The following is a 22,611-nucleotide window of genomic DNA, read 5'->3' on the forward strand; positions in this document are numbered from 1 at the left end:
CCCTCTCGGGGGCAGGGACGTTCGGCCGTGCGCGGGCGCCCGGTCGGCGGCCCGTTCTGGGCGCGCCTCAATCGTAGCCCGAGACGGTCCCGGGCTGACAATTTCGACTGTAATGGACGTTCTTAAACGACTAGTCATTCAAGAACGTCCCCAACGACTACCCAAGTGCCAAGCACCGCAAGAGTGTCCCCTTTGACTAGTCGTTTAAGAACGTCCCCAACGACTACCCGACAACAAAGGCAACGCCAATGTTTTGGCGAAGTCAGCGAAAACGCCCCTAAGCGAGCAAGGTGACGTGAAAGAGGAGGGCATTGACCTTCTGGTCATGCCCGACGATTGAACGTCAGATTGCCGCTTAGGGGCGTTTGCAGCGTCGAGCCGTTACGCGGTTCGTAGAACCGCGTAACTAACAAATGAGCATTGCGTCTCCAAAGCTGAAGAAGCGGTAGCGCTCCTCAATGGCGGCGGCGTAGGCATCCATGATCTGGTCGCGGGTGGCAAGTGCGCTCACGAGCATCATGAGCGTGGAACGCGGCACATGGAAGTTTGTGATCAGTGCGTCGACCACGTGATAGGTCGAGCCGGGCATGAGGTAGAGCTGCGTCGTAGCGTTCTCGCGCACCACGATGTCACCGCGGCCGAGCGTGTCGGCGCCGTCCTCACGACCCTCAAAATAGCGCGCCGTCACAGCCGGATCGGACACCGGCGCATCGGCGTCAAACGCGCTCTCGAGCGAGCGCACCGCCGTGGTACCGACAGCGATCACACGATGGCCCTCGGCCTTCGCCTTATGCACGGCGTCGACAACTTCCTGCGACACGTGGTAGCGCTCGGTGTGCATCACATGCTGCGTGGGATCGTCCTCCTCCACCAGACGGAAAGTATCGATGCCCACTTCGAGCTCGACGGCAGCAAACTTCGCACCCTTGGCCTCGATAGCGGCCATGAGCTCGGGCGTGAAGTGCAGACCCGCCGTAGGAGCGGCAGCCGAGTGCTCCTCCTTCATGGCGTAGACGGTCTGATACTTCTCGGGATCGCCTTCGTAATCGGTAATGTAGGGCGGCAGCGGCACGTGACCGGCGGCGTGGATGGCCTCGTCGAGCGTGCGCGGCTCGCCGGCAGCATTGCAACCGGCCGGCTCAAAGCGCACCAGACGGCCGCCACGGCTATCGGTGACAAAGTCGATGACCTCGGCCGCCAGCACCACGGGCGCGCCCTCGGGCGCATGGGCGCCACCGGCGCGATACTCAATCTGAGCACCGGGCTTCAGACGCTTGCCCGGCTTGACCAGGCACTCCCAAACATGGCCCAGCGGGTCAACATCCTCGCGGCGCTTGAGCAGCAGCGTCTCGACCACACCACCCGAGCCGGCTTTGCGACCAATCAGGCGGGCCGGCATCACGCGCGTCTTGTTGATGACGAGCACATCGCCCGGCTCGATATAGTCGATGATGTCGCGGAAGATGCGGTGCTCAACGGTGCCGCCGTGCTCCAGCGGCGTTCCCGCCTGGGAGCCCTTGCGATCCACCACCAGCAGGCGGCAGGAGTCGCGCGGCTCGGCAGGAGCCTGGGCAATCAGTTCCTCGGGAAGGTTGTAGTCAAAATCATCGGTACGCATAGACACGTCAGATACTCCTTATATAGCTAAAGTCCGCTCTACATCCTAGCAGGCTGACGTCCCAAATGAACTACTTTTTGGCAGCCTTGCGCTCGTCGCGAATGCGGGCACGGTCCATGGCCGCTTCGACGGCCGAGAATCGGCAACCACAGTAGTTCTGCCGATACATGCCAAGCTCGCGCGAACGACGCGTGGCCTCGGGATAATACGGGCGAAAATCGCGAATCACCGGAGTGAGACCGCGGGCGGCGGCCAAACGCTCCAACACATCATTGCAGGTGTCGAACAGCTGATACGGCGAGACGGCGAGCGTCGTGCCCACACATTCAAACCCGCGCTCCTGGGCCACACGGCATGCCTCGGCCAAGCGCAAGGCATAGCACACACGACAGCGGCGGGGTCGATCGGCGCCCAACGGGGCCACACCGGCCTCCCAGCGCTCGCGGTCCTCGCCTGCTTCAATGAGCTCGATGTCGCCATCAGCACACCACCGGCGCAGCTCGTCCAAGCGGCGCTGCCATTCATCGCGCGGCTGAATATTGGGGTTGGTCCAGCAAATCGTGGGCTCAAACCCCTCCTCGCGCAGCAGGCGGACCGGCTCCAGCGAGCACGGCGCACAGCAGGCGTGCAACAGCAACGGCTTCATGGACATCTCCTCCCCCACAATAAGTAGTCTTTTTGGGACGGGGCTATTTTGACTACTTTTGACGTAAAGCAGTCAAAAATACCCATCTCCAAAAAGTAGTCAAAATAGCCCCGTCCCAAAAAGACTACTGACCAAAAAAGCGCACGCCAAAGGATGTGTCCTCGCAGGCGACAATGCGACGGTCGCGCAGAATGGTCCGCACGTAATACCAGTCGCCCACACAGCCCGACAAGTGCAGACCAGCCGCCAGGTAGCACAGCAGCGGATAGCCCGAGAGCGCAAACCCTAGGGCAAACGCCGCCGTCACAACAACCGTCGGCGCCAGGCAAACCGCCACGTACCGCCGGCGCGAATACACCACGCCCTCGGCGCAGGCGTAAATCATGCAGGTTTCGAGATTTGCCCCAAAGGTCACCCGAGCACCGACAGGTGCAAACAGCTTAAAGAACACGCCGTGCACCAGCTCGTGCACGGCAAATGACGCCGCCGAAACCGCAGCCAAGCCGACTATCCAGCCCAAGACAGCCGTCCAGCCACCCGCGTCAGCCGCGTCCAGATCCGCAGGTCCGCCCAGCAGCATAAAAACCGGCACCAGGCACACGGCAAATGCACCGAGCACTGCCATCCCCCACGCAAAGCAGGCGTGCAGAAAATCCTCGTCCTCAAACGCATGTATGTTGGAAATCTCATTCATAGCATCTTAGGATAGCGCCCCTGCCACGTACCCGTCCGCATGTGCGATAATGTCGAACGATATGCACGAATTGACCACTGCGTCGCCGAGCCCCGCGCCCGGCCGCGCTCTTACCATATGCGAAGGAGTCCCATGGCATCCAAATACTCCATGAACGACCGTCCCAGCTGGCCTCGCCGCGCCATCGTTACCGCCGGCGAGCCCTACGGCAACAAGGGCCTTCACTTTGGCCACGTCGGCGGCGTCTTTGTCCCGGCCGACTTCTTCGCCCGCTTCCTGCGCGACCGCCTGGGCCGCGAGAATGTCATCTTCACCTCGGGAACCGACTGCTACGGATCGCCCATCATGGAGAGCTACCGCAAGCTCAAGGAGAACGAGGGCTACGACAAGTCCATTAGCGAGTACGTCGAGTCCAACCACTCCCGCCAGGCCGCGACCCTCAACAACTACAACATCAGCTGCGACATCTACGGCGGCTCGGGCCTTGAGCCGGCGGCCCAGATTCACAACGAGGTTACCGCCGAGATTATCGAGCGCCTGCACGAGCAGGGCACCATCTCCAAACGCTCCACGCTGCAGTTCTACGACGCCAAGGCCGGCACGTTCCTCAACGGCCGCCAGGTGATCGGCCGCTGCCCCATCCAGGGCTGCAAGTCCGAAAAGGCTTATGCCGACGAGTGCGACCTGGGTCACCAGTTTGAGCCCGAGGAACTCATCGCACCCAAGAGCCAGCTCACCGGCGAAGTGCCCGAGCTGCGCCCGGTCGACAACCTCTACTTCGACCTGCCCGCCTACCTCGACTTTATGAAGACCTACACCGCCAAGCTCGCCCAGAACCCGCAGGTTCGCTCCGTGGTCTCCAAGACCATGGAGGAGTGGCTGCTGCCGGCACAGCTCTATATTCAGAACAAGTTCCGCGAGGCCTTCGACGCCGTCGAGGACCAGCTCCCCGAGCACACCGTGCTGGAGCCTGAGGGCAACAAGAGCAGCTTTACTGTCACCTTCCCCAGCTGGAAGGAGCGCGACGACGCCCACGCGGTGCTCGCCAACGGCGGCGTGCGCTTCCGCAGCGGCAAGGCGCTCGTGCCCTTCCGCATCACCGGCAACATCGACTGGGGCGTTCCGGTGCCCGAGGTCGACGGCGTGACCGACGTCACCTGCTGGTGCTGGCCCGAGAGCCTGTGGGCGCCCATCAGCTACACCCGCACCGTGCTCGCACGCGATGCCAAGGCCGCCGGCGTGACCGAGGGTGTCGCCGCCCAGGACGCCGCCCTCATGGGCGAGCCCGCCGCCGATTCCACGCAGGTCCCCGCGCCCACCTACCAGCACAGCTCGCTCGACTGGCGCGACTGGTGGTGCTCTGACGACGCTCAGATCTACCAGTTTATCGGTCAGGACAACATCTACTTCTACTGCATCGCGCAGACCGCCATGTGGGAGGCCCTGGGCTGGGACCTTACTCAGAGCACCGTCAGCGCCTGCTACCACCTGCTCTACATGGGCAAAAAGGCCAGCTCGTCCTCGCAGACGCCTCCCCCGCCGGCAGACGACCTGCTCAACCACTACACCTGCGAGCAGATGCGTGCACATTGGCTGTCGCTCGGCCTATCCGAGAAGCCGGTAAGCTTTAGCCCCAAGGCATACGACACGCGCGTGACCGGCAAGGACAAGGACGGCAACGAGGTGCGTGCCTGCGACGACAAGCGCGTTATCGACCCGGCCCTTAAGGAGAGCGCCCTTTTGACCGGCGTCTTCAACCGCCTGGCCCGCAGCTGCTTCTACGGCGTCGCCATCAAGGAGGGCGACGAGAGCCCCTATCGCAACGGTTGCATCCCCGCCGGTGCAGCCTCTGCTGCCGTGGTCGAAGCCGCCGAGCAGGCCGCCCTTGCCTTTGAGCAGGCCATGTACAAGTTCGAGACGCACCGCGCGCTCGCCGTGTGCGACGACTACCTGCGCGCCGCCAACAAGCGCTGGAGCGACGCCTCCAAGGCCGCCAATAAGCTCGAGGGCGAGGCGGCAAACGCCGCCATGACGCAAGCCCTCGTCGACGCCTTTACCGAACTGCGCGTGGCGACCGTCCTGATGCACGGCATCGTCCCGGCCGGCTGCGAGCTCATCTGCGAGTACTTCGATGTCGATCCGGTCGCCTTCTTTAGCTGGGATAACATCTTTGCCTCCACGGACGAATTTATGGAGAGCCTGGGCGAGAAGCCCGGCGAGCACCGTGTGAAGCCGCTGCCCCCGCGCTTCGACTTCTTCAGCAAGCACGAGAGCCAGTACTAGGCCAACGCCAAGGCAGAGTAGTCAATTTGGGACGGGGCTATTTTAGCTACCCCGTCCCAAATTTAACTGCAACGCCTGCCGAAACGGACGGGTAGCTAAAATAGCCCCGTCCCAAATTGACTACTTTTAATGGAATGGGAAGGAAAGACGGATGTCCAAGCCGCGTCGTCGTAAGCAGAAAAAGCAGGTCAAGGCCGAGCTCAAGCTCAGGCAGTTTGCTGCTACCGAGCTTTCCGACCAGCTTGCCGCCCAACACTCCGCCGCCGACCTGCCGCGCTTTATGGTCGACACGGTCGCCGGCGCCTATGCACCCGCCGATGCCGAGCTCATGATCGAAGGCTTTGGTGCCGCGGCTACACGCCCAGTCACGCTGCGCGCCAACACGCTCAAGACGACCGCCGAGGACATCGCCGCCGCACTCGACGAAGCCGGCATCGCGCACCAAACCGTTACCTGGTATCCGGACGCCTTCATCCTGCCCGAAGCCCAGGTTTCCGACCTGTGGGATCTCGACATCTACCGCGACGGCAAAATCTATCTGCAGAGCCTGTCATCCATGATGCCGCCGTTGGTCCTGGGCGCCCAGACAGGCGAGGACATCCTGGACATGTGTGCAGCCCCCGGTGGCAAGACGACGCAGATCGCCGCCCTCACCCAGGGCCAGGCACACCTCACGGCCTGCGAGATGAGCATTCCCCGCGCCGAGAAGCTCGAAGCCAACCTCCACCGCCAAGGCGCCAAAAACGTGCCCGTCATGCGCATCGACGCACGCGAGCTCGATGAGTTCTTCCGCTTTGACCGCATCCTGCTCGACGCTCCCTGCACCGGCACGGGCACCGTCATCAGCGGCAACGAGAAGAGTCTGCGCGGCCTCACCGAGCAGTTGCTCGGCAAGTGCGCCCGCTCGCAGCGAGCACTTCTGGACCGCGCCATGGGAGCCCTCAAACCGGGCGGCACGCTCGTCTATTCGACTTGTTCGATCTTGCCGCAGGAAAACGAGGACGCTCTGCAAGAGGCCCTCGACAAGCACATGGACTGCGAGCTCATCCCCCTCGACGGCACGCCGAGCGAAAATGAAACGCGTCGCGCTCAGGATGCCGGCGAGGAGCCGCATATCGAGTGCAACGCCCTCACCGAGGCCATCGCCGCCGGCCACGTCTCGTCCGTTGCCAACGGTATGCCCGGCACGCTGACCATTCCGCCCAGCCGCGACTTTGAGGGCTTCTACATCGCCCTGATCCGAAAACGCAGCTAGCGCACGGATTCAAACCTCAACAAACTATCTCCGTGCGCACTTGTCCTGCTGGTCACGGTGCTGCTTAAGTGCCTCGCGCTCCTTGCGTTCGGCCCTTTTGCCCTTAATGGCCGTGACCACCAAGTAGATGACCGCGGCGGCTACGATTGCGCCCACACACAGGCCAATCGAGCCCAACATTGCTGTAAATTCCATTCCGCGTCACCTCTCTTTTAAACGGGACATTCAAGATAGCACCTCAATACCCGCCACCACAGCTCCTTCACGTTCGCCGGCCCTTCGGTCTAACGGATGGCGCGGCGGGGAAAAATCAACTCGTCAAACGATTTGGCAAGCACAACGCTGCCGGCACCCTGCCGACCACCATCGCATAGAATCGAGGATCCATGGATACCCTCAACGACCTAAACGAGCGCGTCGACGCCTTTGTCGGCACCAGCTCCTTTGACACGCCTGCCGCGACAAACGACCAAGCTCCCATCGATGTACCCGCCGAGGTTCACGAGGACATCGTCGCCTCGGTCGATTTTTCCGAGGTCGAGCTCGCAGACGAGTTCACCGAGCCCCAGGTAGCCGTGACCCCCAACGGACTGCTCCCCATGGAGCCGCTGCCCATCGACGGGCGTCTGCGCAAGGCGGCCCTCCGCATGCCCGACGAGATCGAGGAGGCCAGCGGCTTTACGCTCTTCGGTCGTCGCATCAAGTCGCTTATCTACACCACCGACGTCGCGGTCATCCGCAACTCCAACGCCGATGCCGTCTTTGCCGTTTACCCCTTCACGCCACAGCCTGCCATTACGCAGGCGCTGTTGACTGTCGCCGAGTGCCCGGTCTTTGTGGGCGTGGGCGGCGGAACTACGACCGGTAAGCGCTCCGTACAGATGGCAGCCGTCTCCGAGATGCAGGGCGCGGCGGGCTGTGTGGTCAACTCCCCCGCCACTGCCGAGATGGTCGAGCACATCACCAACATCGCCGACATCCCCGTCATCGCCACAGTCGTACGTTGCGACGATGATGCGCATGCCAAAGTGCGCGCCGGAGCCAAGATTCTCAACATCGCCGCCGGCAAAAACACGCCCCAGGTCCTACGTGAACTGCGCGAGCACTATCCCAACCTGCCGCTCATCGCGCCGGGCGGCAAGACGCCCGAGAGCATCCGTGAAACCATCGCCGCCGGCGCCAACGCCATCATCTGGACACCACCTTCGGCCCAGCAGCTGCAGACCGACATGATGCAGCGCTACCGCAAGATGAAAGAAGACGCCACGCCCGTCATCTCGCGCGACGATGTGCCCATTATCGACCAGGTTGCCGCCGCCGAGGTCAGTCAGGTCGAGAACATGAATCCCGACGTGCCGATTCCCGACGAGGTTATCGAGCGCGTCGCTTCGATCCACGATCATATCGAGGAGCGCCGCGCCAACCGCGGCCTCAAGCCATCGCTCCACGGCTTCTTCTTCCGCGGCAAGAAACGCTAACCCAAACAGCAAGGCCCGCCTCACAAACGTGAGGCGGGCCGTTTTCGTTTGAGCAATCGTGCGCGACGTGATGGGGCGAATTAACTCACGCGCTTGTCGCCCATAAAGAAGAGCGCCACCGTACCAGGTCCGGTGTGCGAACCGATCAGAGCACCGATATTGTTGATCTCAATCTTGCCTTTGAGCTGCGGAACTTGTTCCTCAATCAGCGCCGCAACGGCCTCGGCATCCCCGCGGCACGCCGAGTGCGACATGATGCACTTGCCCGAATAATCCGCACCGTCCTGCACGTGTTTCATCATGGTCTTAGCCATCTCGGAAATCGCGCGCTTCTTGGTGCGAATCTTCTCACGTGGCGACAGCTTGCCTTCGCAATCGACCGTCATAAGCGGGCAAATCTTAAGCGCCGTGCCGATAATCGCGCTCGCGGCCGAAATGCGACCGCCGCGCAGGTAGCTCGACAGATCGGTCGAGAAGAACCAGTGGTGAAGGTTGAGTTTATGCTCCTCAATCCAAGCGGCCGTCTCGTCGAGCGAAGCCCCGCTATCGCGCACGTCGGCGGCATATTCCAGCAATAGGCCAAAGCCCGAAGACGCCGCCAGCGAATCGATGACGCGCACCTTGCCGCCCTGAGGATAGCGATCCGCGAGCATCTGCGCCGCAACGCAGGCCGATCCATACGTGCCCGAAATACCCGACGACAACGCCAGGTGCAGCACGTCTTTACCCTCGGCAACAAACGGCTCCCAAAACTCCTCGTACTCGCCCACGCTCACCTGAGACGTCTTGGGCATAGCGCCCGCGGCAATCTGGACAAAAAACTCGTCCGGCGTAATCGACTGATACAGATCGTCCGTATAGACAACATCGTCGATCTCGTAATGAAAACACACGACAGGGATATTGCGCGACGCAAAGAACTCACGGGTTCGGTCGGCGGCGGATTCACAGGTCAGGACAAAATCACTCATATGAGGCTCCTTAAGTATTGCTGCGCAAATTATCGCACAGCAAGCCTAAATACGATACAAACGTCCACTATTTACCAATTCGAACCGAAATTAGCGAACATCTTTACCACCATCGTCTCCACCGACCCCACGCAAAAATATCTGAGAAAACACCCTCTGTCGTCTCCACCAAACCGACACATCAACCTCAACTAAATCGATTTACCAAACCGTTCAGCCGACAATTCAGCCGCCGGCGCAAAATCGAAACAAAGCCGGCGCATACTGATAAACGTTTGACGCTGTTTATCAGTTTTACCAACCATATCGGAAGGTGTTTCATGGTCGCATTCGATCGCAACCCGCAAGACTTTAAGTATCTGCGTCTGCTGTCGAGACAATTTCCTACCGAGCAATCCGCGTTTACCGAGATTATCAATCTCTCGGCCATTCTCAACCTGCCCAAAGGCACCGAGCATTTTATGAGCGACGTGCATGGTGAGTACGAAGCCTTTATGCACATCCTCAACAACTGCTCGGGCGTCGTGCGCGAGCATGTCGACGAGATCTTTGGCGACACGCTCTCCTTTGACGAAAAGGGCGAGCTGTGTACGCTCATCTACTACCCGCGCGAGAAGATCGACCTGGTCCGCAGCCGGCGCGAGGACTCGCCAACCTGGTACAAGACGATGCTTGACCAGCTCATCATGGTCGCTCGCTCGCTTTCGAGCCGCTACACGCGCTCCAAGGTGCGTAAGGCCATCCCGCGCGACTACGCCTACATCATCGACGAGTTGTTGCACACGCACCCGGACGAGAACAACTATCGCGTGCGCTATCACGAGCGCATCGTGGAATCCATCCTGGAGACCGCCAGCGCCGACGACTTTATCGAGTCGCTCGCCTCGCTCATCAAGCGGCTGGCCGTCGACCACCTGCACCTGGTGGGCGATATCTTCGACCGTGGCGGCGGCGCTGCCAAGATTATGGACCGCCTGCTCACCTACCATTCGCTCGACATCCAGTGGGGCAACCACGACCTGCTGTGGATGGGCGCCGCTGCCGGCGAGCCCGCCTGCATCGCCACGGTGCTGCGCAACAACCTGCGCTACGACAATTACGAGATCCTCGAGAACGACTACGGCATCTCGCTGCGCGAGCTCGTCGCCTTTGCCGATGCCACCTACACCGCCGGTGAGTCCATCACCCCGCTGATCAAAGCCATCAACGTGCTGCTCTTTAAACTCGAGGGCCAGATTATCCAGCGTCACCCCGAGTTCGACATGACCGACCGCCTGCTGCTCGACAAGATCGACCACGACACCGGCACGGTCACGCTCGCCGACGGCAGCGTGTGGCCGCTCACGACCAACGACTTCCCCACCGTCGACCCGACGGACCCCTACACGCTCACGCCCCAGGAGCAACATATCATCGACAAGCTCGTGTCCGAGTTTGTCACCGCCGATCACCTGCATCGCCATATCGATTTCCTCTACACCCATGGCTCGATGTACAAGGTCACCAACGGCAACCTACTGTTCCATGGCTGCGTGCCGCTCAACGAGGATGGTACCTTTAGCAGCATGAACTGCCTGGGCACCTGGCACGCCGGCCGCGATTATCTCGATTTTTGCGACCGTATCGCCCGCCGCGCCTGGCGCGTGGGCGACCGCGACGCCCTCGACTGGATGTGGTACCTGTGGATCGGCTTTAACTCACCCGCCAGCGGACGCGTGGTGCGTACCTTTGAGCGCGCCTATATCGCCGATAAGAGCACCTGGGTCGAGCCGATGGACCCATACTTTACGCTTACCAAGTCGCCCTCGGTCTGCGACGACATCATGCGCGAGTTTGGCGTCGCGCCCATGGCATGTTCGCCGACCGGCCACATCATCAACGGCCACACGCCCGTTAAAACCACCAAGGGTGAGCAGCCCATCCGCGCCGAGGGCAAGCTACTGGTCATCGATGGCGGCTTCTGCCGCGCTTACCATCCCAAGACGGGCATCGCCGGCTATACGCTCATCTCGAGCTCGCGCGGCTGCCGCCTCAAGTCGCACCGGGCCTTTACGACGGTTGCCGAGGCACTCACGCGCAACGTGGACATCGAGAGCGAGACCAACCGTTTTGACCAAGCAGACCGTCGCCGCATGGTGAGCGACACCGATACTGGCGCCAAGATTCGCAGCCAGATCCAGGACCTGCGCCAGCTGCTCGATGCATATAGAAACGGTGTTATCGAGGAGCGCGCCTAGCACCACCCGCGGGGATTGGCTAAACTTGCTAAGTTTGTCATCCCCGCGGCGCTTCGGCGCCAGCTTAAGGCAGGTACCATGCAAAAGCTCCTTGCGCAGATTATGAAATTTGGCGTCGTCGGTGTCATTGCCACGGTTATCGACTTTGGCATTATGAATCTGCTCCACTACGGTCTGGGTCTCAACATCCTAATCGCCAACACCAGCGGCTTTATCATCTCACTCATCTTTAACTACCTCGCAAGCATGAAATACGTGTTTGCGCACAAGGAAGGCATGAGCCGCCGCCGCGAGTTCATCATCTTTGTCGTGCTGTCCGTGATCGGTTTGGTGCTCAACGATGGCATCGTGCTGGCGCTCAACGCCGGCCTGGGACTCGAGGCCAATATCGCCAAGATCTGTGCCACCGCGCTTGTCATGGTCTACAACTTTGTGACCCGAAAAATCTTCCTGGAGGGCGACGAGACAAAATAGCTCGAAACCCCTGCAGCATTACGACACCCACGGACGACGCGCACTCAGCGCAGTATCGTCCGTGGGTGTCGCTCGTTTACGGGCAAATTTTCAACGTTTGCGGATTAGCTCTTGAAAATTTGGCGAGTTCATATAGTTCTTGGCAAAGACCTTACGTTTCCCTTGTAAAAGCTCTAAAGTATCCTCTGCTCGATTCATCAACGCATTGGATGTGATTACGTGCGCAAGGCGCTGGCACAACCTCATACCAAGCAGTTCCTCAAGTTTGCTGTCGTGGGTCTTATCTCCTTTGGCATCGACTGGGGCATGCTCATTGCGCTCGTCGAGCTGTTCCACCTTGACTTTTTGATGAGCACCACGGTTTCGTTTATCACGTCCGTCGTGGTCAACTACTGGCTCAGCATGAAGTACGTGTTCGACCACCGCGAAGGCATGAGCCGCAAGCGCGAGTTCACGATCTTCACCATCCTGTCGGTGATCGGCCTGGGCCTCAACGACCTGTACATGTTTGTGGGCGTCACGTTTTTGAGCATCGGCTACCAGGCCATGAAGGCCATCGCCACGTTCCTCGTCACCTGGTACAACTACTTCAGCCGCCGCTTCTTCCTCGAGGGCGCACGGTCGTAGTCGATTCACTATTTGCTTGAATGTATAACCGGTTGGAATTCCCGTTCCAACCGGTTTTTTTTGTTTACCGAGAGACCCGGTGGCCCAGTCCCATTCGCACGAAAAACGGGCGGCCCGGATGTTGGTCCGAACCGCCCGTCTGGCGCGCTATGTCGAGGCCTCTAGCCTGTAACGTAATACCAGACTACGTTGTCGCCGTTTGAGAGAACGTAGTTACTACAGGCCGTCATGGGCGTTGTGCCGTTGACGGAGTACATCCACCCGCTCGTGCCGCCGTACTGTTTCTCGGCCAAACCACCAATCGCGGAAACATACGTACCGTACGACGAGCCGTGTGCGTTGACAGAAAGGCCCAGCGCGCACAGGGCATCGTAAACGGTAGCGCCTTCGTTAAAGGTAAAGGTGCCACCAGAGGACACAGGATTGCCCACAGCACTCGATGTGACCGAAACCGTCACCGTTACGTAGCCAGGCTGCTGCGAGCCGCTCTGATTGCCAGCAGAGGCGCTGCCACTGTTGGATGCAGACTCACCGCCGGACGCCGAGCCGCCGCCCGAAGACGAGCCGTTAGAAGCGTTCGATCCGCCAGCGGATCCGGAGCCCTGTCCGGCAGACGCGTTGTTGGACTTCTTGCCGCCCTTGCCTTCGGACTTCTTCTCCTTCGAGTCCTTGTCAGACTTCTTGTCCGAAGATTCAGACTTGTCCTTGGAATCAGATTCATCCGAGTCCTTCGACCCGTCCTTCGCATTGTCCGAAGATTTGGAGTCCTTGGGCGCAGCCTTGCCCGAAGCGGTAGTCGAGCCGGAAACCGACGCATCCTTGGCAACGACGCTCTCCCCTGTCACAGCCCGCGCAATCCAATCGATGGACCATGCACCGCTGGTAGAGGGATGGACAAAACCTAACGAGACGATGATGAGTGCGATACAGACGGTCGTCAGGGCACCAACAAGCGCCTTGCGCCGAGGGGCGGACGCCGCCGAAGCGGAGCCCTTTTGCTTTGCATCGTCGAGCTGAATGAACGACGAGTCGGGTTGCTTGGAGTCGGCGTCCTGAGGCTTATTGGACACGGCCCCCACCTACCGACGCTTGGTAAACACGAACACGCCGATGACAGCAAGCCCGATCACGCCGGCCGCAACACCAACGATGGCAAGCGGATTGAAGCCAGACTGCTGCACAGGAGCCTCAGCGGACTTCTTAGCGGTAGTCGCGGCAACAGCACCCGTATCGGACTTGGAATCGGACTTCTTGTCGGACTTGCTGTCCTTCTTGTCAGACTTCTTCTCGTCCTTCTTATCGGACTTATCGGAGTCCTTCTTATTGGACTTGTTGTCCTTGGTCTCGGTCTTGGTCGACACCGTCGTCTTGGTCGTCGGCTTATGACCCGGGGCGACAGCGCCGCCCTTCGAGCCGGAGCCGGAACCCGTGCCAGTGCCAGCGCCAGTGCCGGAACCAGTACCGGTACCAGAACCGCCGCCGCCATTCGAACCAGCGCCGCCATTACCGCCAGGGTTAACGGCATTCTTGGTCCACTTGGCATACAGCGTCAGATCGGCCGTCACCGGCGTGCTAAAGTCATATGCCTGCGTGCAAGCCTCATCGGTATACCAACCGCCGAAAGCGTAGCCATCGCGCGTCGGATCGGCCGGCTTGACCAGCTTGCCATCGGCCGTAGCAACAAACTTAGTGTCGCAAGCAGACCCGCCGTTGGAGTTAAAGGCAACCGTCCAAGACTCGACAGCTCCAAGTTTAAACAGCGTGCCCGAATCATTAATGTAGTAGAGATTGCCAGAAGCATCGGCAATGACCGGAGAGTCACAGTACTGGTAATGGCCAGCCGCATCATAAATCTGCGTCGCCTCTGCATCGCCGAGCGTATAGCGATACACGCCACCACCAGCAGAGTAGTTGACGTAATCCTTGCTATCCGCGCTGTTAACGGTGAAGTACACATAGGTCTTGCCGCCCTGAACACTCACCAGCGGAGTAGCAGCAATACCGTTGAGGCCAGCCGGCAGCGCCTTGCCGTCGGCAGCAGCGACCATCGTGGTCTTACCCGTCTTCAGGTTATAGAGAACCAGAGCAGAGCCCGTAGCCGTCTGTCCGCCGACAATCAAGTTTTCGCCAGCCACCGCCGGTGCGCTCATGTTATTAGTAAGACCCAGATCGACCGTCTTCTGTTCACTCAGCACGCCCTTCGCCGAAAGCGAAATCACATGGAGCTTTCCGTCGTGCGTCATCTGATAGAAGGTCGAACCATTGGACGAATCGGCAATGCAATCGGCATTTGCGACAGCGCCGAGCTTCATGGTCGAAACGACATCGCCCGTCGTCTTATCAATGCACTTAAGCGTACCCGCGCTCGAAGGAACGATGGCATACTTATCCGTCAAAGCCGCACCAGTCCAGTAATAGCCCTCGGCAGGGTCGATGTTCTGCCAAGAAACTTCGCCCGTGGCAATCTTAATGCGCGCAAAGGAGCCGTTGCCGTAAGTCGCGTTGTAATTCTCGTCATACGAAATATCGACCGAGCCTACATAGACGTACTCGCCGTCCGAAACGACGGTGCAGGAGCTCTGCGTCAAGTCCGTCAAACCAGGCGTCAGCCACTTGCAGATCAGCTTGTCTGCAGTAATCGCCTGGACCGCACCGCCGTTGAGCGGAACGATGATAAGGCCATTGGTATAGATCGGACGAGAGGTATAGCTCACCTTGGAGGCAAGCGGCGCAGAGGCAACCTTTTTGCCCGTGGACGAATCGATCTTAATGAGCTCGTTCTCGGTCGCGATGTACACAAAGCCGTTAGCAATGACAGGCTCGCTGCAGTTGGCATACTGCTGACCAGACTCGGCCTTCCAATCGAAGGCCCACTTAAGACCGGCGGCCTGCGCAGGCGTCTTGGCATCCGTTACGGTCGAACCGTTGCCACTGTTGCCGTAGCCGGCCCACTCGGCATCCCAATCAGGAGTCGTCGCACTCGGATCCACGACAATCTTGTCGGGATCGGGCATGGGCGATTTTTCGGTGGTGTAGGCAAATGTAACCTTGTCGCCGCTCTTGAGCGTAATCTGATTGGCGCAGAGTAAGGAGGGCTCTCCGTTGATATACAGATGCCAATATTTATTGGTCGCAGCATCCCAACAATACGGCTTGTGATCGAACGGCGAAGTAATGGAATTCAGGAACCAGTACTCACCACTCTGGGAGCCGTTGTACGCAACGCCCTTGGCCTTCAGAACTGCCTCAATAAGGTTCTGGGCCGTGGAGCCTTCGGGCAGGGAAACATTGCTTGCCGAGCCCCAGCGAGTATTGTTGCCGTTGACATCGGGGCCGATGATATCGGCGGATCCAAGCACCTGACCAGGGAGGGCATCGCTGTCGCCAGCATACATAAAGGTGACGGCGTCACCCTCATGGAGCTCGTAGGCACCAGCGCCAACGTCGGCGAACTTGTACTTTGCGTCGGACTTGCCCTTTACGTAGAAGCGCCAATAGCTATTGGTCGCAGCATCAGAGCCACAATAGGTCTTACCGTCAAGCGGCGAGGTAATGCCCCTAAGGTACCAACCCCAAGACTCTTCTGTAGCTTTGAGTTTAAGACCAGTCTGCTCCAACAGGTCCTTAGCAGTAGAGCCCGCCTTGAGACTCGTCTGGCCCGTCGAAGCCCAAACCTGCTGCTTGCCGTCCTTGTCCTTGCCAAGCACCTGAACGGAAGCATGGACAGAATCGGACGGCAACTGGTCTCCCCAGCCACCGTAGAACCACGTGACGGTATCGCCAGCATGGATGGTGACATTGTCCGCCGTATAGTCACTCGACTTGCCGTTGATAAACAGCTGCCAATAGGTCGAATAATCGAGCGGCGTACCCAGCTCAACGCCGTTGTACTTAAGGCTCAGAATGAAGGAGCCCGCAGCAACGGCGTCAATGTCATTCGCCTCGAGCGCGACCTTCGTAAGGTCAAGCGCGCTCGAGCCGGACGTCACCACATACTGTGCGTTATCGACCCAAGTCTGAGTCTTGCCCTGGGCATCGCGACCAATGACGGTCACATTTGCGGCAACCTGGTCCTTAACGACAGGGGACGCGCTACCAGCCGTATAGGCAAACTCAATCTTCTGCCCCTGGGTGAGCTTAACGCTGCTCGCGCCAACCGAGGAAGACGCGCCGTCGACGAACAGCTGCCAGAAGGCATAAGTCGTCGGATCGTAGGCAAGCGTGCGGCCATCGCTCGGGGATGTGATGCTTTTGAGGTAGAAACCGTATGCCGTGTTCGGATCGTAATCCGCCTTGAAGCCCGTCTTCTGCTGCAGCTTAATGAAGGCATCCGCAGCCGTCGCGCCCTCGTCGAGCTTGAGCTGCGTAGGTGCCACCCAGGTCTGAGCCTTGCCGTCGGCATCGGTGCCGATAATCGAGAACGAGACCTCGATTTGCTTCTTGACGACATCGCCAGTTTCTGTCGGGTTCTCTGTCTGGACGGCAGCCGCGGCGGCAGATCCTGCTTGGTCAGCGGATGCCGTCGAAGACCGCTCGCTCGTGGCAGGGCTCTCCCCCGTCGCCGAGCCTTCGTCGCCAGTTGCTGCCTCTGTAGTGGCGGCACTAGCTGCAGGCGCGCTCCCGGAATCCGAAACCTCGGCGCCGCTCTGCTCAGCGGTACCGCCCGCAAGCGCTGCGTCCTCGCCTGGCGTCGTAGCCTGAGCCACAGCGTCGGTAATGCCCTCGGCGCCCTCGGCCCACAGCTGAGCCGGCGTGGTGCCAAAGGCCATCGCGAAGGCCAGGAATGCCACCAGGCCGCGCTTGGCTACACCGCGTGCAATCGCGCCACGGCGATGCAACGAGGCGCGCTCACGCTTGTCCTCAAACATATCCATTTGCCCCCCATTGTCTGTACTTGGAGCGTTGCCTTGAGGCTGCCCCACGTCATCGCGCATGTTGCGCTCGAGTTCCCCCATCGGGGTCCCCCTTCCCTCCAGAGCCCTATGCACACCGGCGGCATACGCCGCAGCCGCATGCAAGATGGGAGGCGATCCGACTTAACCTTAACGGCTCAGGCGCGCCGTCCGATCTGCGACGCGAACATCCCGAGCCAAGAGGAATTACGGTTACTGGTACAGCCGGGGACTTGCACCCCGATTCTCCCAAACGCGCAGGAAAACCGCGCATTCGTGCGTCTCCGCACCACCATCTAGGCCATCGATTAAAACCGTCAATATGCTATCACGCAAAAGGGCCTCGCACGCAGGCGAAGCCCAAGGTAAAAGCTATTGTTTGCGAAAGGAAAATGCGGTGACGGTCGCAGCCTCTAGTGCTTGCCGCCGTGGCTGTTGAGCCAGATATTGCGGCCCAGCATAAGTGCCAGCACCAGCGCGCTCACGTAGCCCATAAAGCCAATGACCGGGATACCAAACACAACCGGCTCGATGCGCGCGTAGTACACCACCGACGAACCGATAAACAGACCGGCGATAACGATAGCCATCGACATGCGGTCGATAATCCCACCCAGCTGTCGCAGCGCCTTATCGCTGCTCATAATCTGCGTGTTCACCTTAAGCTGGCCGCGTGTGAGCATACGCGAAGCCAGGCCCAGATACTCAGCCGCCTCGAGTGAGCCCTTCGCCGCGCGATAACTGCTCGCGGCAAAGTCGCGGCTCATCTCGCGCATGCGGGCATAGGTGCTCTTCTCGTTTTTGATATGAGCCTGAATGATCTGGATCATGTTGACGTTGGGCATGTACTCGGTCAGCAGGCCCTCGAGCGTCACCATGCCGCGGGCGAACATCGTCACCACGCTCGGCAACTCAACGTCATTCTTACGTGCGAGGTTTAACAGCGAGGTCAAAAACTCGCCGATATCCAAGTCCTTAAGGTCAAGGCCCGCAAAGTCAGCCACGATAAAGTCCAAATCGGACAAAAAGGCCGAATGATCGAGCTCAGCCGAGTCGCCACGCGTCACGGCGAAGCGCATGAGCGAATCCTTGAGCTTTGGCACGTCGCCCTCGGCCACGGCAAAAATCATATCCTTGACGATACCGCGGTCGTGGCTCGACATGCGTCCGACCATGCCCAAGTCGATAAAGTAAACGATGCCGTCCTTGAGAATGATGTTTCCCGCATGCGGGTCGGCATGGAAAAAGCCGTCATCGAGCACCTGCGTCGAGTAGTCCTCGACGATTGCGGCACCGATCTTTTCCAAGTCATAGCCCTCGGCCACCAAGCGTTCAGGATCGGCGATCGAAATGCCGTCGACGTAGTCCATAACCACCACGTGCTCGGTGCACAGGTCCAGATAGGATTTAGGGCACGTCACGCCATGAACGCTCTTATGGAACTCGTAGAAGTCGTTGAGGTTTTTTGCCTCGGCCAAGAAGTTGGTCTCCTCGCGAAACGAGGTCCACAACTCCTCGACTACGCCGTGCAGGTCAACGAATTGATCGGTGTTGACGAACTTGGAAACGATACGCACCACCGAGCGGATGATATCGATGTCCTGTGCCATAACCTGCTGCGCACCGGGGCGCTGCACCTTGACGGCCACGTCCTCGCCGGTCACCAGGCGGGCGCGGTGCACCTGCGCGAGCGATGCGCTACCGAGCGGGTTGGGGTCGATCGCATCGAACATCTCCCCCAGGCGCAGGCCGTATTCTTCTTCCAGACAACTGAGTACGACCTCGTACGGCACCGGCTCCACGTCGGAGCGCAGACGACGCAGCTCGTCGCAAAAGCGTTGCGGCAGAATCTCGGACCGGTTGGCCAGAATCTGTCCCATCTTGACGAACATGGGGCCGAGTTCCTCGAGCAGGCGGCGCAAACGAACCGGCGTGAGGTTATCCCACACGCGGTAGTTTTTGACCAGGCGAACGATCTGCCCAATGCGTTCGCGACGACCCGCCGGCGTGAGCTGGTATTCCTCGTCCGGCGCCATCGCGTCGGGCTCCTCGGGCACCATATCGACAGCGCGCGGCTTCTTGCGAGCGCCCGAGACGGCGGCATCGACCTCATCGACAACCGCCGCCTCGTCACCCAAGGGATCTAGATTGTTGTAATCGGTGGTGGAATCTGCCATCTGCGCTGCTACTCGGCCTCTTCGGTATCCTTCGCATCGTCGGGCTCAACGGACTCGACGGGCACCGAGGTCACGTTGTCCTCGACCGAATCGACGATGTCGCGCACATGGGCTAGGAAGGCCGTGCGCTCAGGGGCGGTCATAACGCGGACGCGGGCAAGGATGAGCTCGTCGAGCACGCGCTGGGCCGCAGTCTCGCCCTGTATGCCCAAGCGCTCGGTCAGATCGGAGATGGTGCCACCGGCCTGCTCGAACATGTCGGACACGCTGCGGGCGATATCGGGGGTGGCGGTGTCCTTGCGGACCTGCTCGCCTTTGGTGTTAAGGTCGTCGAGGACCTTCTTGCCGCCTTCGACAGCAACGGCGGCAGCGCCAAAGCCCACGTTAATGGCGCCGTTAACAAGCTGATCGAGTTTCATAACCATGGTTGTCTCCAATCACAAACAACTGCATTGGCGTTCTTGTACCCAAGATTGAGCGAAAGCGACAAAGCGTTTTAGCGCTATTCGATCGACGGGAAATCCCTACCTCACGTTGTCGTTCATCGCGAAAGAGTTCTTCATGGCGCAGCTCGTGGTGTAGAGCACCTTGCCCAGCAGGGCATCGGTCTCCACGCGAACACGCTCGGTAAAGGCCTCGTTGGCGCGTGCAAGCTCGGCAGGCACCTCGACCTCGGGCAGAGCGGCTACGGCAGCGTCGACGTCATGGATCTGCTTGTGGCCCATGCCACCGACCTTCTCCTGATAATCCTCGACGGCGCGACCGCACTCATGGAAGCGAACATCGGCCAAGGCACCGATCAGGCGATTTGCCCAATAGAAATTCTCGGACGTCACGCGCGCCTGGGTGTCGGCATAGTACTCGGGCATGGTCTCGACGTTGGCATACAGCGGGACGAGCGCGTTAAACGAGTTGGAGCCAAACGCCATCCACTGCACGGCGCGATACGCCGGCTGCGCATAGGGGCGCAGCTGCAGCACGGCGAGCTGACTGTTGCGATTGATGCCGATAGGACGATAGGCGCCGCGTGTGGCGGGTGTACCCTTGCTGCCGTAACAGTCGTACTCCGTGCCCTGGTAGTGGCTCGAAAGCACGTACTTGATGTCCTCGATGGTCACCTTGCGCTCGGGCACGCGGCTCCAGGGGATATCGTCGCTCTCGGGCGTGTAGTCGGCGTCGGGGCCGTCCCACACATCGCTGGGGTTGAGGCAGCGCTGCATGTACCAGGCGCGCGGCGTGTTGTAGACGTGGTCGCTGTCGCTGTGCGAGCCAAAGGCCTCGCGCGGGTTAAAGACCGTCGCCGGGCCGTCGCCCTCGACGCCCAGCGTCAGGTCCAGATGCCACTCGGCCATCCAGGCGCGCAGGTCGGCGGAGCACATGTGGTCGGCCTGGTCGCCCTCGGCGTCGTCCAGGTCAAAGCTGTCGATGCCCAGCTGGTTGGGCATGGTCACATAGGCGTCGTCAGGCACGCGCCTGGCGATCCAGTGGTGACCGCCGATGGTCTCGAGCCACCAGATCTCGTCCACGTCGCTAAAGGCGATGCCGTTGTTCTCGTAGGTGCCGTAGCGCTCGAGCAGCTCGCCCAGAATACGCACGCCGTCGCGGGCGGACTTGGCATACGGCAGCACCAGGGTCACCATGTCCTCCTCGCCCAAGCCACCGGGCTGCGCCGGCACATAGCCGTCCTCACCCTCGTTGCCCTTGGCGGGCACGTAGTCCACAAGCGGATCGGCGCCGCGAACGCGCTCGTTGGTGGTGAGCGTCTCGGTTGCGGACATACCAACGTTGAGCTCGTTGAAACCGGCCTCGGCCCAGATGCCGTGGCCGGGAATGACGTCGGGAACGCTCGTGTAGCGCATGGGGTTGTCGGGCAGCTCAATGGTCAGGTGGCTCAGGACGCTCGTGTAGACGCGCGGCTGATCGTCGGGATGCACAACGCGCATACGTTTGGGCTCAAACGCCCCGTTGGACGAGTCCTCGTTGCGGGCGACCAGCGTCGACCCGTCGTAGCTCGCGTTCTTACCAACCAAAATCGTTGTGCACGGCATGCGCATCCTCCTTGAGCGAAGAAATCAAACGGCAACAGTGTATCGCTTCGGCGCAGAAAGGGCGAAACCACGGCCTCGGCAGCCCCCGTGGTCAAAAAATGCCAAATATGAGTACTGTCACCAATTTAGTGGCAGCAAATTTCCCTGTAACGAGTGCCGAAAATCCCCATTTGCCCAAAAGCAAGACAACGTTATTCCCCATAAGTTCAATAAAATAGGCTTCCTAACGATAATGGATACCGTTAGGAAGCCAAAAAGACGTAAGACATATGTGACTATCTTGGCAACAGTACTCATATTTGGCATTGTTTGACCACGTGGTATATAGCTAACCCCCTCAAACAGCCCAAAACGCCTATTTCGATGCGCGCTCCGCCGCCTCAATCACGTGTTTGGCGAGAATCGCGGTGGTCACAGCCCCCACGCCGCCCGGCACGGGCGTGATGGCGTTAACGACCGGCTCCGCAGCATCAAAATTGATGTCCCCGACCAGCTTGCCAGCGGCCTCGTCCCAGTTAATGCCAACATCAATGATCGTCTGGCCCTCGCGAACGGCATCCGCGCCAATCGTGCTCGCGCGTCCAACGGCCGCAACAACGATATCGGCAGAACGGCACTCGGCAGCAAGATCGCGTGTATGCGTATGGCACGTCGTCACTGTGGCATTGCGAGCCGTAAGCATGGCGGCAACGGGACGGCCAATCACCAGCGACCGACCAACGACCGCGACCTTGGCCCCATCCGGCTCAACGCCGTAATGGTCCAGCAACGCCAGCACAGCCTCCGCTGTGCAGGGGGCAAAGCCCTCGCCACGCCCCGAAAGCGTGGTAAGCAGCGAGGCCGGCGTCATGGAGTCAACATCCTTGGCAGGATCGAGCGCTGCGGCGACGGCGTTCTCGTCAAGCCCAACGGGCAACGGACGAAACATCAGGCAGCCATGAACAGCGGGGTCGGCATTGATGTCCTCGATGGCCGCCAACAGCTCGTCCTGCGAAACATCGGCAGGAAGCAAGACGCGGCGAACCTCGATGCCGACCTTCTCGCAGCGCTTGAGGGCACCGCGCTCGTAGGACAGGTCGTCCTCGCGCTCGCCTACACGGACAATGGCCAGCGTCGGGACGATGCCCTGTTCGCGCAGTGCGGCGCAGCGAGCAGCGAGCTCCTCGGTCAAAGCACGGGCAACGGGAGCACCCTTCAGCAGCTCTGCCATG

At 60.1% G+C, this 22,611-nt stretch carries 17 protein-coding genes; 6 read left to right on the forward strand and 11 right to left on the reverse strand.

Annotated elements, in window-relative coordinates:
* Window positions 1-406: 406 nt before the first annotated feature.
* From queA to AAAV44_RS05860, 3 genes are all read right to left on the reverse strand, one after another.
* Complete coding sequence (queA, locus tag AAAV44_RS05850) at window positions 407-1,618, reverse strand: tRNA preQ1(34) S-adenosylmethionine ribosyltransferase-isomerase QueA (RefSeq protein ID WP_349115022.1); 1,212 nt, start codon at window positions 1,616-1,618, stop codon at window positions 407-409.
* A gap of 70 nt (window positions 1,619-1,688) precedes the next feature.
* A complete protein-coding gene (locus tag AAAV44_RS05855) occupies window positions 1,689-2,264 on the reverse strand; it encodes an epoxyqueuosine reductase QueH (RefSeq protein ID WP_349114973.1) in 576 nt (191 codons plus the stop codon).
* A gap of 124 nt (window positions 2,265-2,388) precedes the next feature.
* Window positions 2,389-2,958 carry a DUF3267 domain-containing protein gene (locus AAAV44_RS05860; protein ID WP_349114974.1) on the reverse strand — a complete coding sequence of 190 codons (570 nt, stop codon included), beginning with the start codon at window positions 2,956-2,958 and terminating at the stop codon, window positions 2,389-2,391.
* A 132-nt stretch (window positions 2,959-3,090) separates the two neighbouring features.
* Here AAAV44_RS05860 and AAAV44_RS05865 point away from each other — a divergent pair, with 132 nt between their 5' ends.
* Both AAAV44_RS05865 and AAAV44_RS05870 read left to right on the forward strand, forming a co-directional pair.
* Window positions 3,091-5,241: a class I tRNA ligase family protein gene (locus AAAV44_RS05865; protein WP_349114975.1), complete on the forward strand. Its 2,151-nt coding sequence runs from the start codon at window positions 3,091-3,093 to the stop codon at window positions 5,239-5,241.
* A gap of 151 nt (window positions 5,242-5,392) precedes the next feature.
* A complete protein-coding gene (locus AAAV44_RS05870) occupies window positions 5,393-6,496 on the forward strand; it encodes an RsmB/NOP family class I SAM-dependent RNA methyltransferase (protein WP_349114976.1) in 1,104 nt (367 codons plus the stop codon).
* A 24-nt stretch (window positions 6,497-6,520) separates the two neighbouring features.
* Here AAAV44_RS05870 and AAAV44_RS05875 read toward each other — a convergent pair whose 3' ends face one another.
* Window positions 6,521-6,691: a hypothetical protein gene (locus AAAV44_RS05875; RefSeq protein ID WP_349114977.1), complete on the reverse strand. Its 171-nt coding sequence runs from the start codon at window positions 6,689-6,691 to the stop codon at window positions 6,521-6,523.
* 191 nt (window positions 6,692-6,882) lie between these two features.
* Here AAAV44_RS05875 and AAAV44_RS05880 point away from each other — a divergent pair, with 191 nt between their 5' ends.
* Window positions 6,883-7,974: a hypothetical protein gene (locus tag AAAV44_RS05880; protein ID WP_349114978.1), complete on the forward strand. Its 1,092-nt coding sequence runs from the start codon at window positions 6,883-6,885 to the stop codon at window positions 7,972-7,974.
* A gap of 80 nt (window positions 7,975-8,054) precedes the next feature.
* Here the strand turns inward: AAAV44_RS05880 and AAAV44_RS05885 are convergent, their stop codons facing one another.
* Complete coding sequence (locus AAAV44_RS05885; RefSeq protein ID WP_349114980.1) at window positions 8,055-8,945, reverse strand: DegV family protein; 891 nt, start codon at window positions 8,943-8,945, stop codon at window positions 8,055-8,057.
* Window positions 8,946-9,265: 320 nt separating this feature from the next.
* On the opposite strand from AAAV44_RS05885, the gene AAAV44_RS05890 reads away from it, so the two are divergent.
* From AAAV44_RS05890 to AAAV44_RS05900, 3 genes are all read left to right on the forward strand, one after another.
* Complete coding sequence (locus AAAV44_RS05890) at window positions 9,266-11,182, forward strand: fructose-1,6-bisphosphatase (protein ID WP_349114981.1); 1,917 nt, start codon at window positions 9,266-9,268, stop codon at window positions 11,180-11,182.
* A gap of 78 nt (window positions 11,183-11,260) precedes the next feature.
* Entirely contained in the window at window positions 11,261-11,656 is a 396-nt protein-coding gene (locus tag AAAV44_RS05895; RefSeq protein WP_022095122.1) for a GtrA family protein, read from the forward strand.
* Between the two features lie 219 nt (window positions 11,657-11,875).
* Window positions 11,876-12,283: a GtrA family protein gene (locus AAAV44_RS05900; protein WP_022095123.1), complete on the forward strand. Its 408-nt coding sequence runs from the start codon at window positions 11,876-11,878 to the stop codon at window positions 12,281-12,283.
* Between the two features lie 161 nt (window positions 12,284-12,444).
* Here the strand turns inward: AAAV44_RS05900 and AAAV44_RS05905 are convergent, their stop codons facing one another.
* From AAAV44_RS05905 to AAAV44_RS05930, 6 genes are all read right to left on the reverse strand, one after another.
* Window positions 12,445-13,353, reverse strand: a complete 909-nt coding sequence (locus AAAV44_RS05905) for a DUF4430 domain-containing protein (protein WP_349114982.1) — start codon at window positions 13,351-13,353, stop codon at window positions 12,445-12,447.
* Window positions 13,354-13,362: 9 nt separating this feature from the next.
* Entirely contained in the window at window positions 13,363-17,157 is a 3,795-nt protein-coding gene (locus tag AAAV44_RS05910) for a DUF4430 domain-containing protein (RefSeq protein WP_349114983.1), read from the reverse strand.
* Between the two features lie 431 nt (window positions 17,158-17,588).
* Window positions 17,589-19,352, reverse strand: coding sequence for a lipopolysaccharide core heptose(II) kinase RfaY (locus AAAV44_RS05915; protein ID WP_349114984.1), 1,764 nt, complete (start codon window positions 19,350-19,352; stop codon window positions 17,589-17,591).
* An 8-nt stretch (window positions 19,353-19,360) separates the two neighbouring features.
* Complete coding sequence (locus AAAV44_RS05920) at window positions 19,361-19,777, reverse strand: hypothetical protein (protein WP_022095127.1); 417 nt, start codon at window positions 19,775-19,777, stop codon at window positions 19,361-19,363.
* Window positions 19,778-19,876: 99 nt separating this feature from the next.
* Window positions 19,877-21,400 (reverse strand): C69 family dipeptidase, encoded by a 1,524-nt coding sequence (locus tag AAAV44_RS05925; protein ID WP_349114986.1) that lies wholly within the window; start codon window positions 21,398-21,400, stop codon window positions 19,877-19,879.
* A 355-nt stretch (window positions 21,401-21,755) separates the two neighbouring features.
* Complete coding sequence (locus tag AAAV44_RS05930; RefSeq protein ID WP_349114988.1) at window positions 21,756-22,610, reverse strand: bifunctional 5,10-methylenetetrahydrofolate dehydrogenase/5,10-methenyltetrahydrofolate cyclohydrolase; 855 nt, start codon at window positions 22,608-22,610, stop codon at window positions 21,756-21,758.
* Between the last annotated feature and the right edge of the window lies 1 nt (window position 22,611).

Origin of the sequence: Collinsella sp. CLA-AP-H1, from assembly GCF_040092945.1 — a bacterium.
Taxonomy (GTDB): Bacteria; Actinomycetota; Coriobacteriia; order Coriobacteriales; family Coriobacteriaceae; genus Collinsella.

Coding starts and splice junctions, on each gene's coding strand:
- AAAV44_RS05880 (WP_349114978.1), top strand. CDS start 6,883: ATGGATACCCTCAACGACCTAAACGAGCGCGTCGACGCCTTTGTCGGC.
- queA (WP_349115022.1), bottom strand. CDS start 1,618: ATGCGTACCGATGATTTTGACTACAACCTTCCCGAGGAACTGATTGCC.
- AAAV44_RS05910 (WP_349114983.1), bottom strand. CDS start 17,157: ATGGATATGTTTGAGGACAAGCGTGAGCGCGCCTCGTTGCATCGCCGT.
- AAAV44_RS05920 (WP_022095127.1), bottom strand. CDS start 19,777: ATGGTTATGAAACTCGATCAGCTTGTTAACGGCGCCATTAACGTGGGC.
- AAAV44_RS05930 (WP_349114988.1), bottom strand. CDS start 22,610: ATGGCAGAGCTGCTGAAGGGTGCTCCCGTTGCCCGTGCTTTGACCGAG.
- AAAV44_RS05860 (WP_349114974.1), bottom strand. CDS start 2,958: ATGAATGAGATTTCCAACATACATGCGTTTGAGGACGAGGATTTTCTG.
- AAAV44_RS05925 (WP_349114986.1), bottom strand. CDS start 21,400: ATGCCGTGCACAACGATTTTGGTTGGTAAGAACGCGAGCTACGACGGG.
- AAAV44_RS05895 (WP_022095122.1), top strand. CDS start 11,261: ATGCAAAAGCTCCTTGCGCAGATTATGAAATTTGGCGTCGTCGGTGTC.
- AAAV44_RS05855 (WP_349114973.1), bottom strand. CDS start 2,264: ATGAAGCCGTTGCTGTTGCACGCCTGCTGTGCGCCGTGCTCGCTGGAG.
- AAAV44_RS05870 (WP_349114976.1), top strand. CDS start 5,393: ATGTCCAAGCCGCGTCGTCGTAAGCAGAAAAAGCAGGTCAAGGCCGAG.
- AAAV44_RS05865 (WP_349114975.1), top strand. CDS start 3,091: ATGGCATCCAAATACTCCATGAACGACCGTCCCAGCTGGCCTCGCCGC.
- AAAV44_RS05890 (WP_349114981.1), top strand. CDS start 9,266: ATGGTCGCATTCGATCGCAACCCGCAAGACTTTAAGTATCTGCGTCTG.
- AAAV44_RS05885 (WP_349114980.1), bottom strand. CDS start 8,945: ATGAGTGATTTTGTCCTGACCTGTGAATCCGCCGCCGACCGAACCCGT.
- AAAV44_RS05875 (WP_349114977.1), bottom strand. CDS start 6,691: ATGGAATTTACAGCAATGTTGGGCTCGATTGGCCTGTGTGTGGGCGCA.
- AAAV44_RS05915 (WP_349114984.1), bottom strand. CDS start 19,352: ATGGCAGATTCCACCACCGATTACAACAATCTAGATCCCTTGGGTGAC.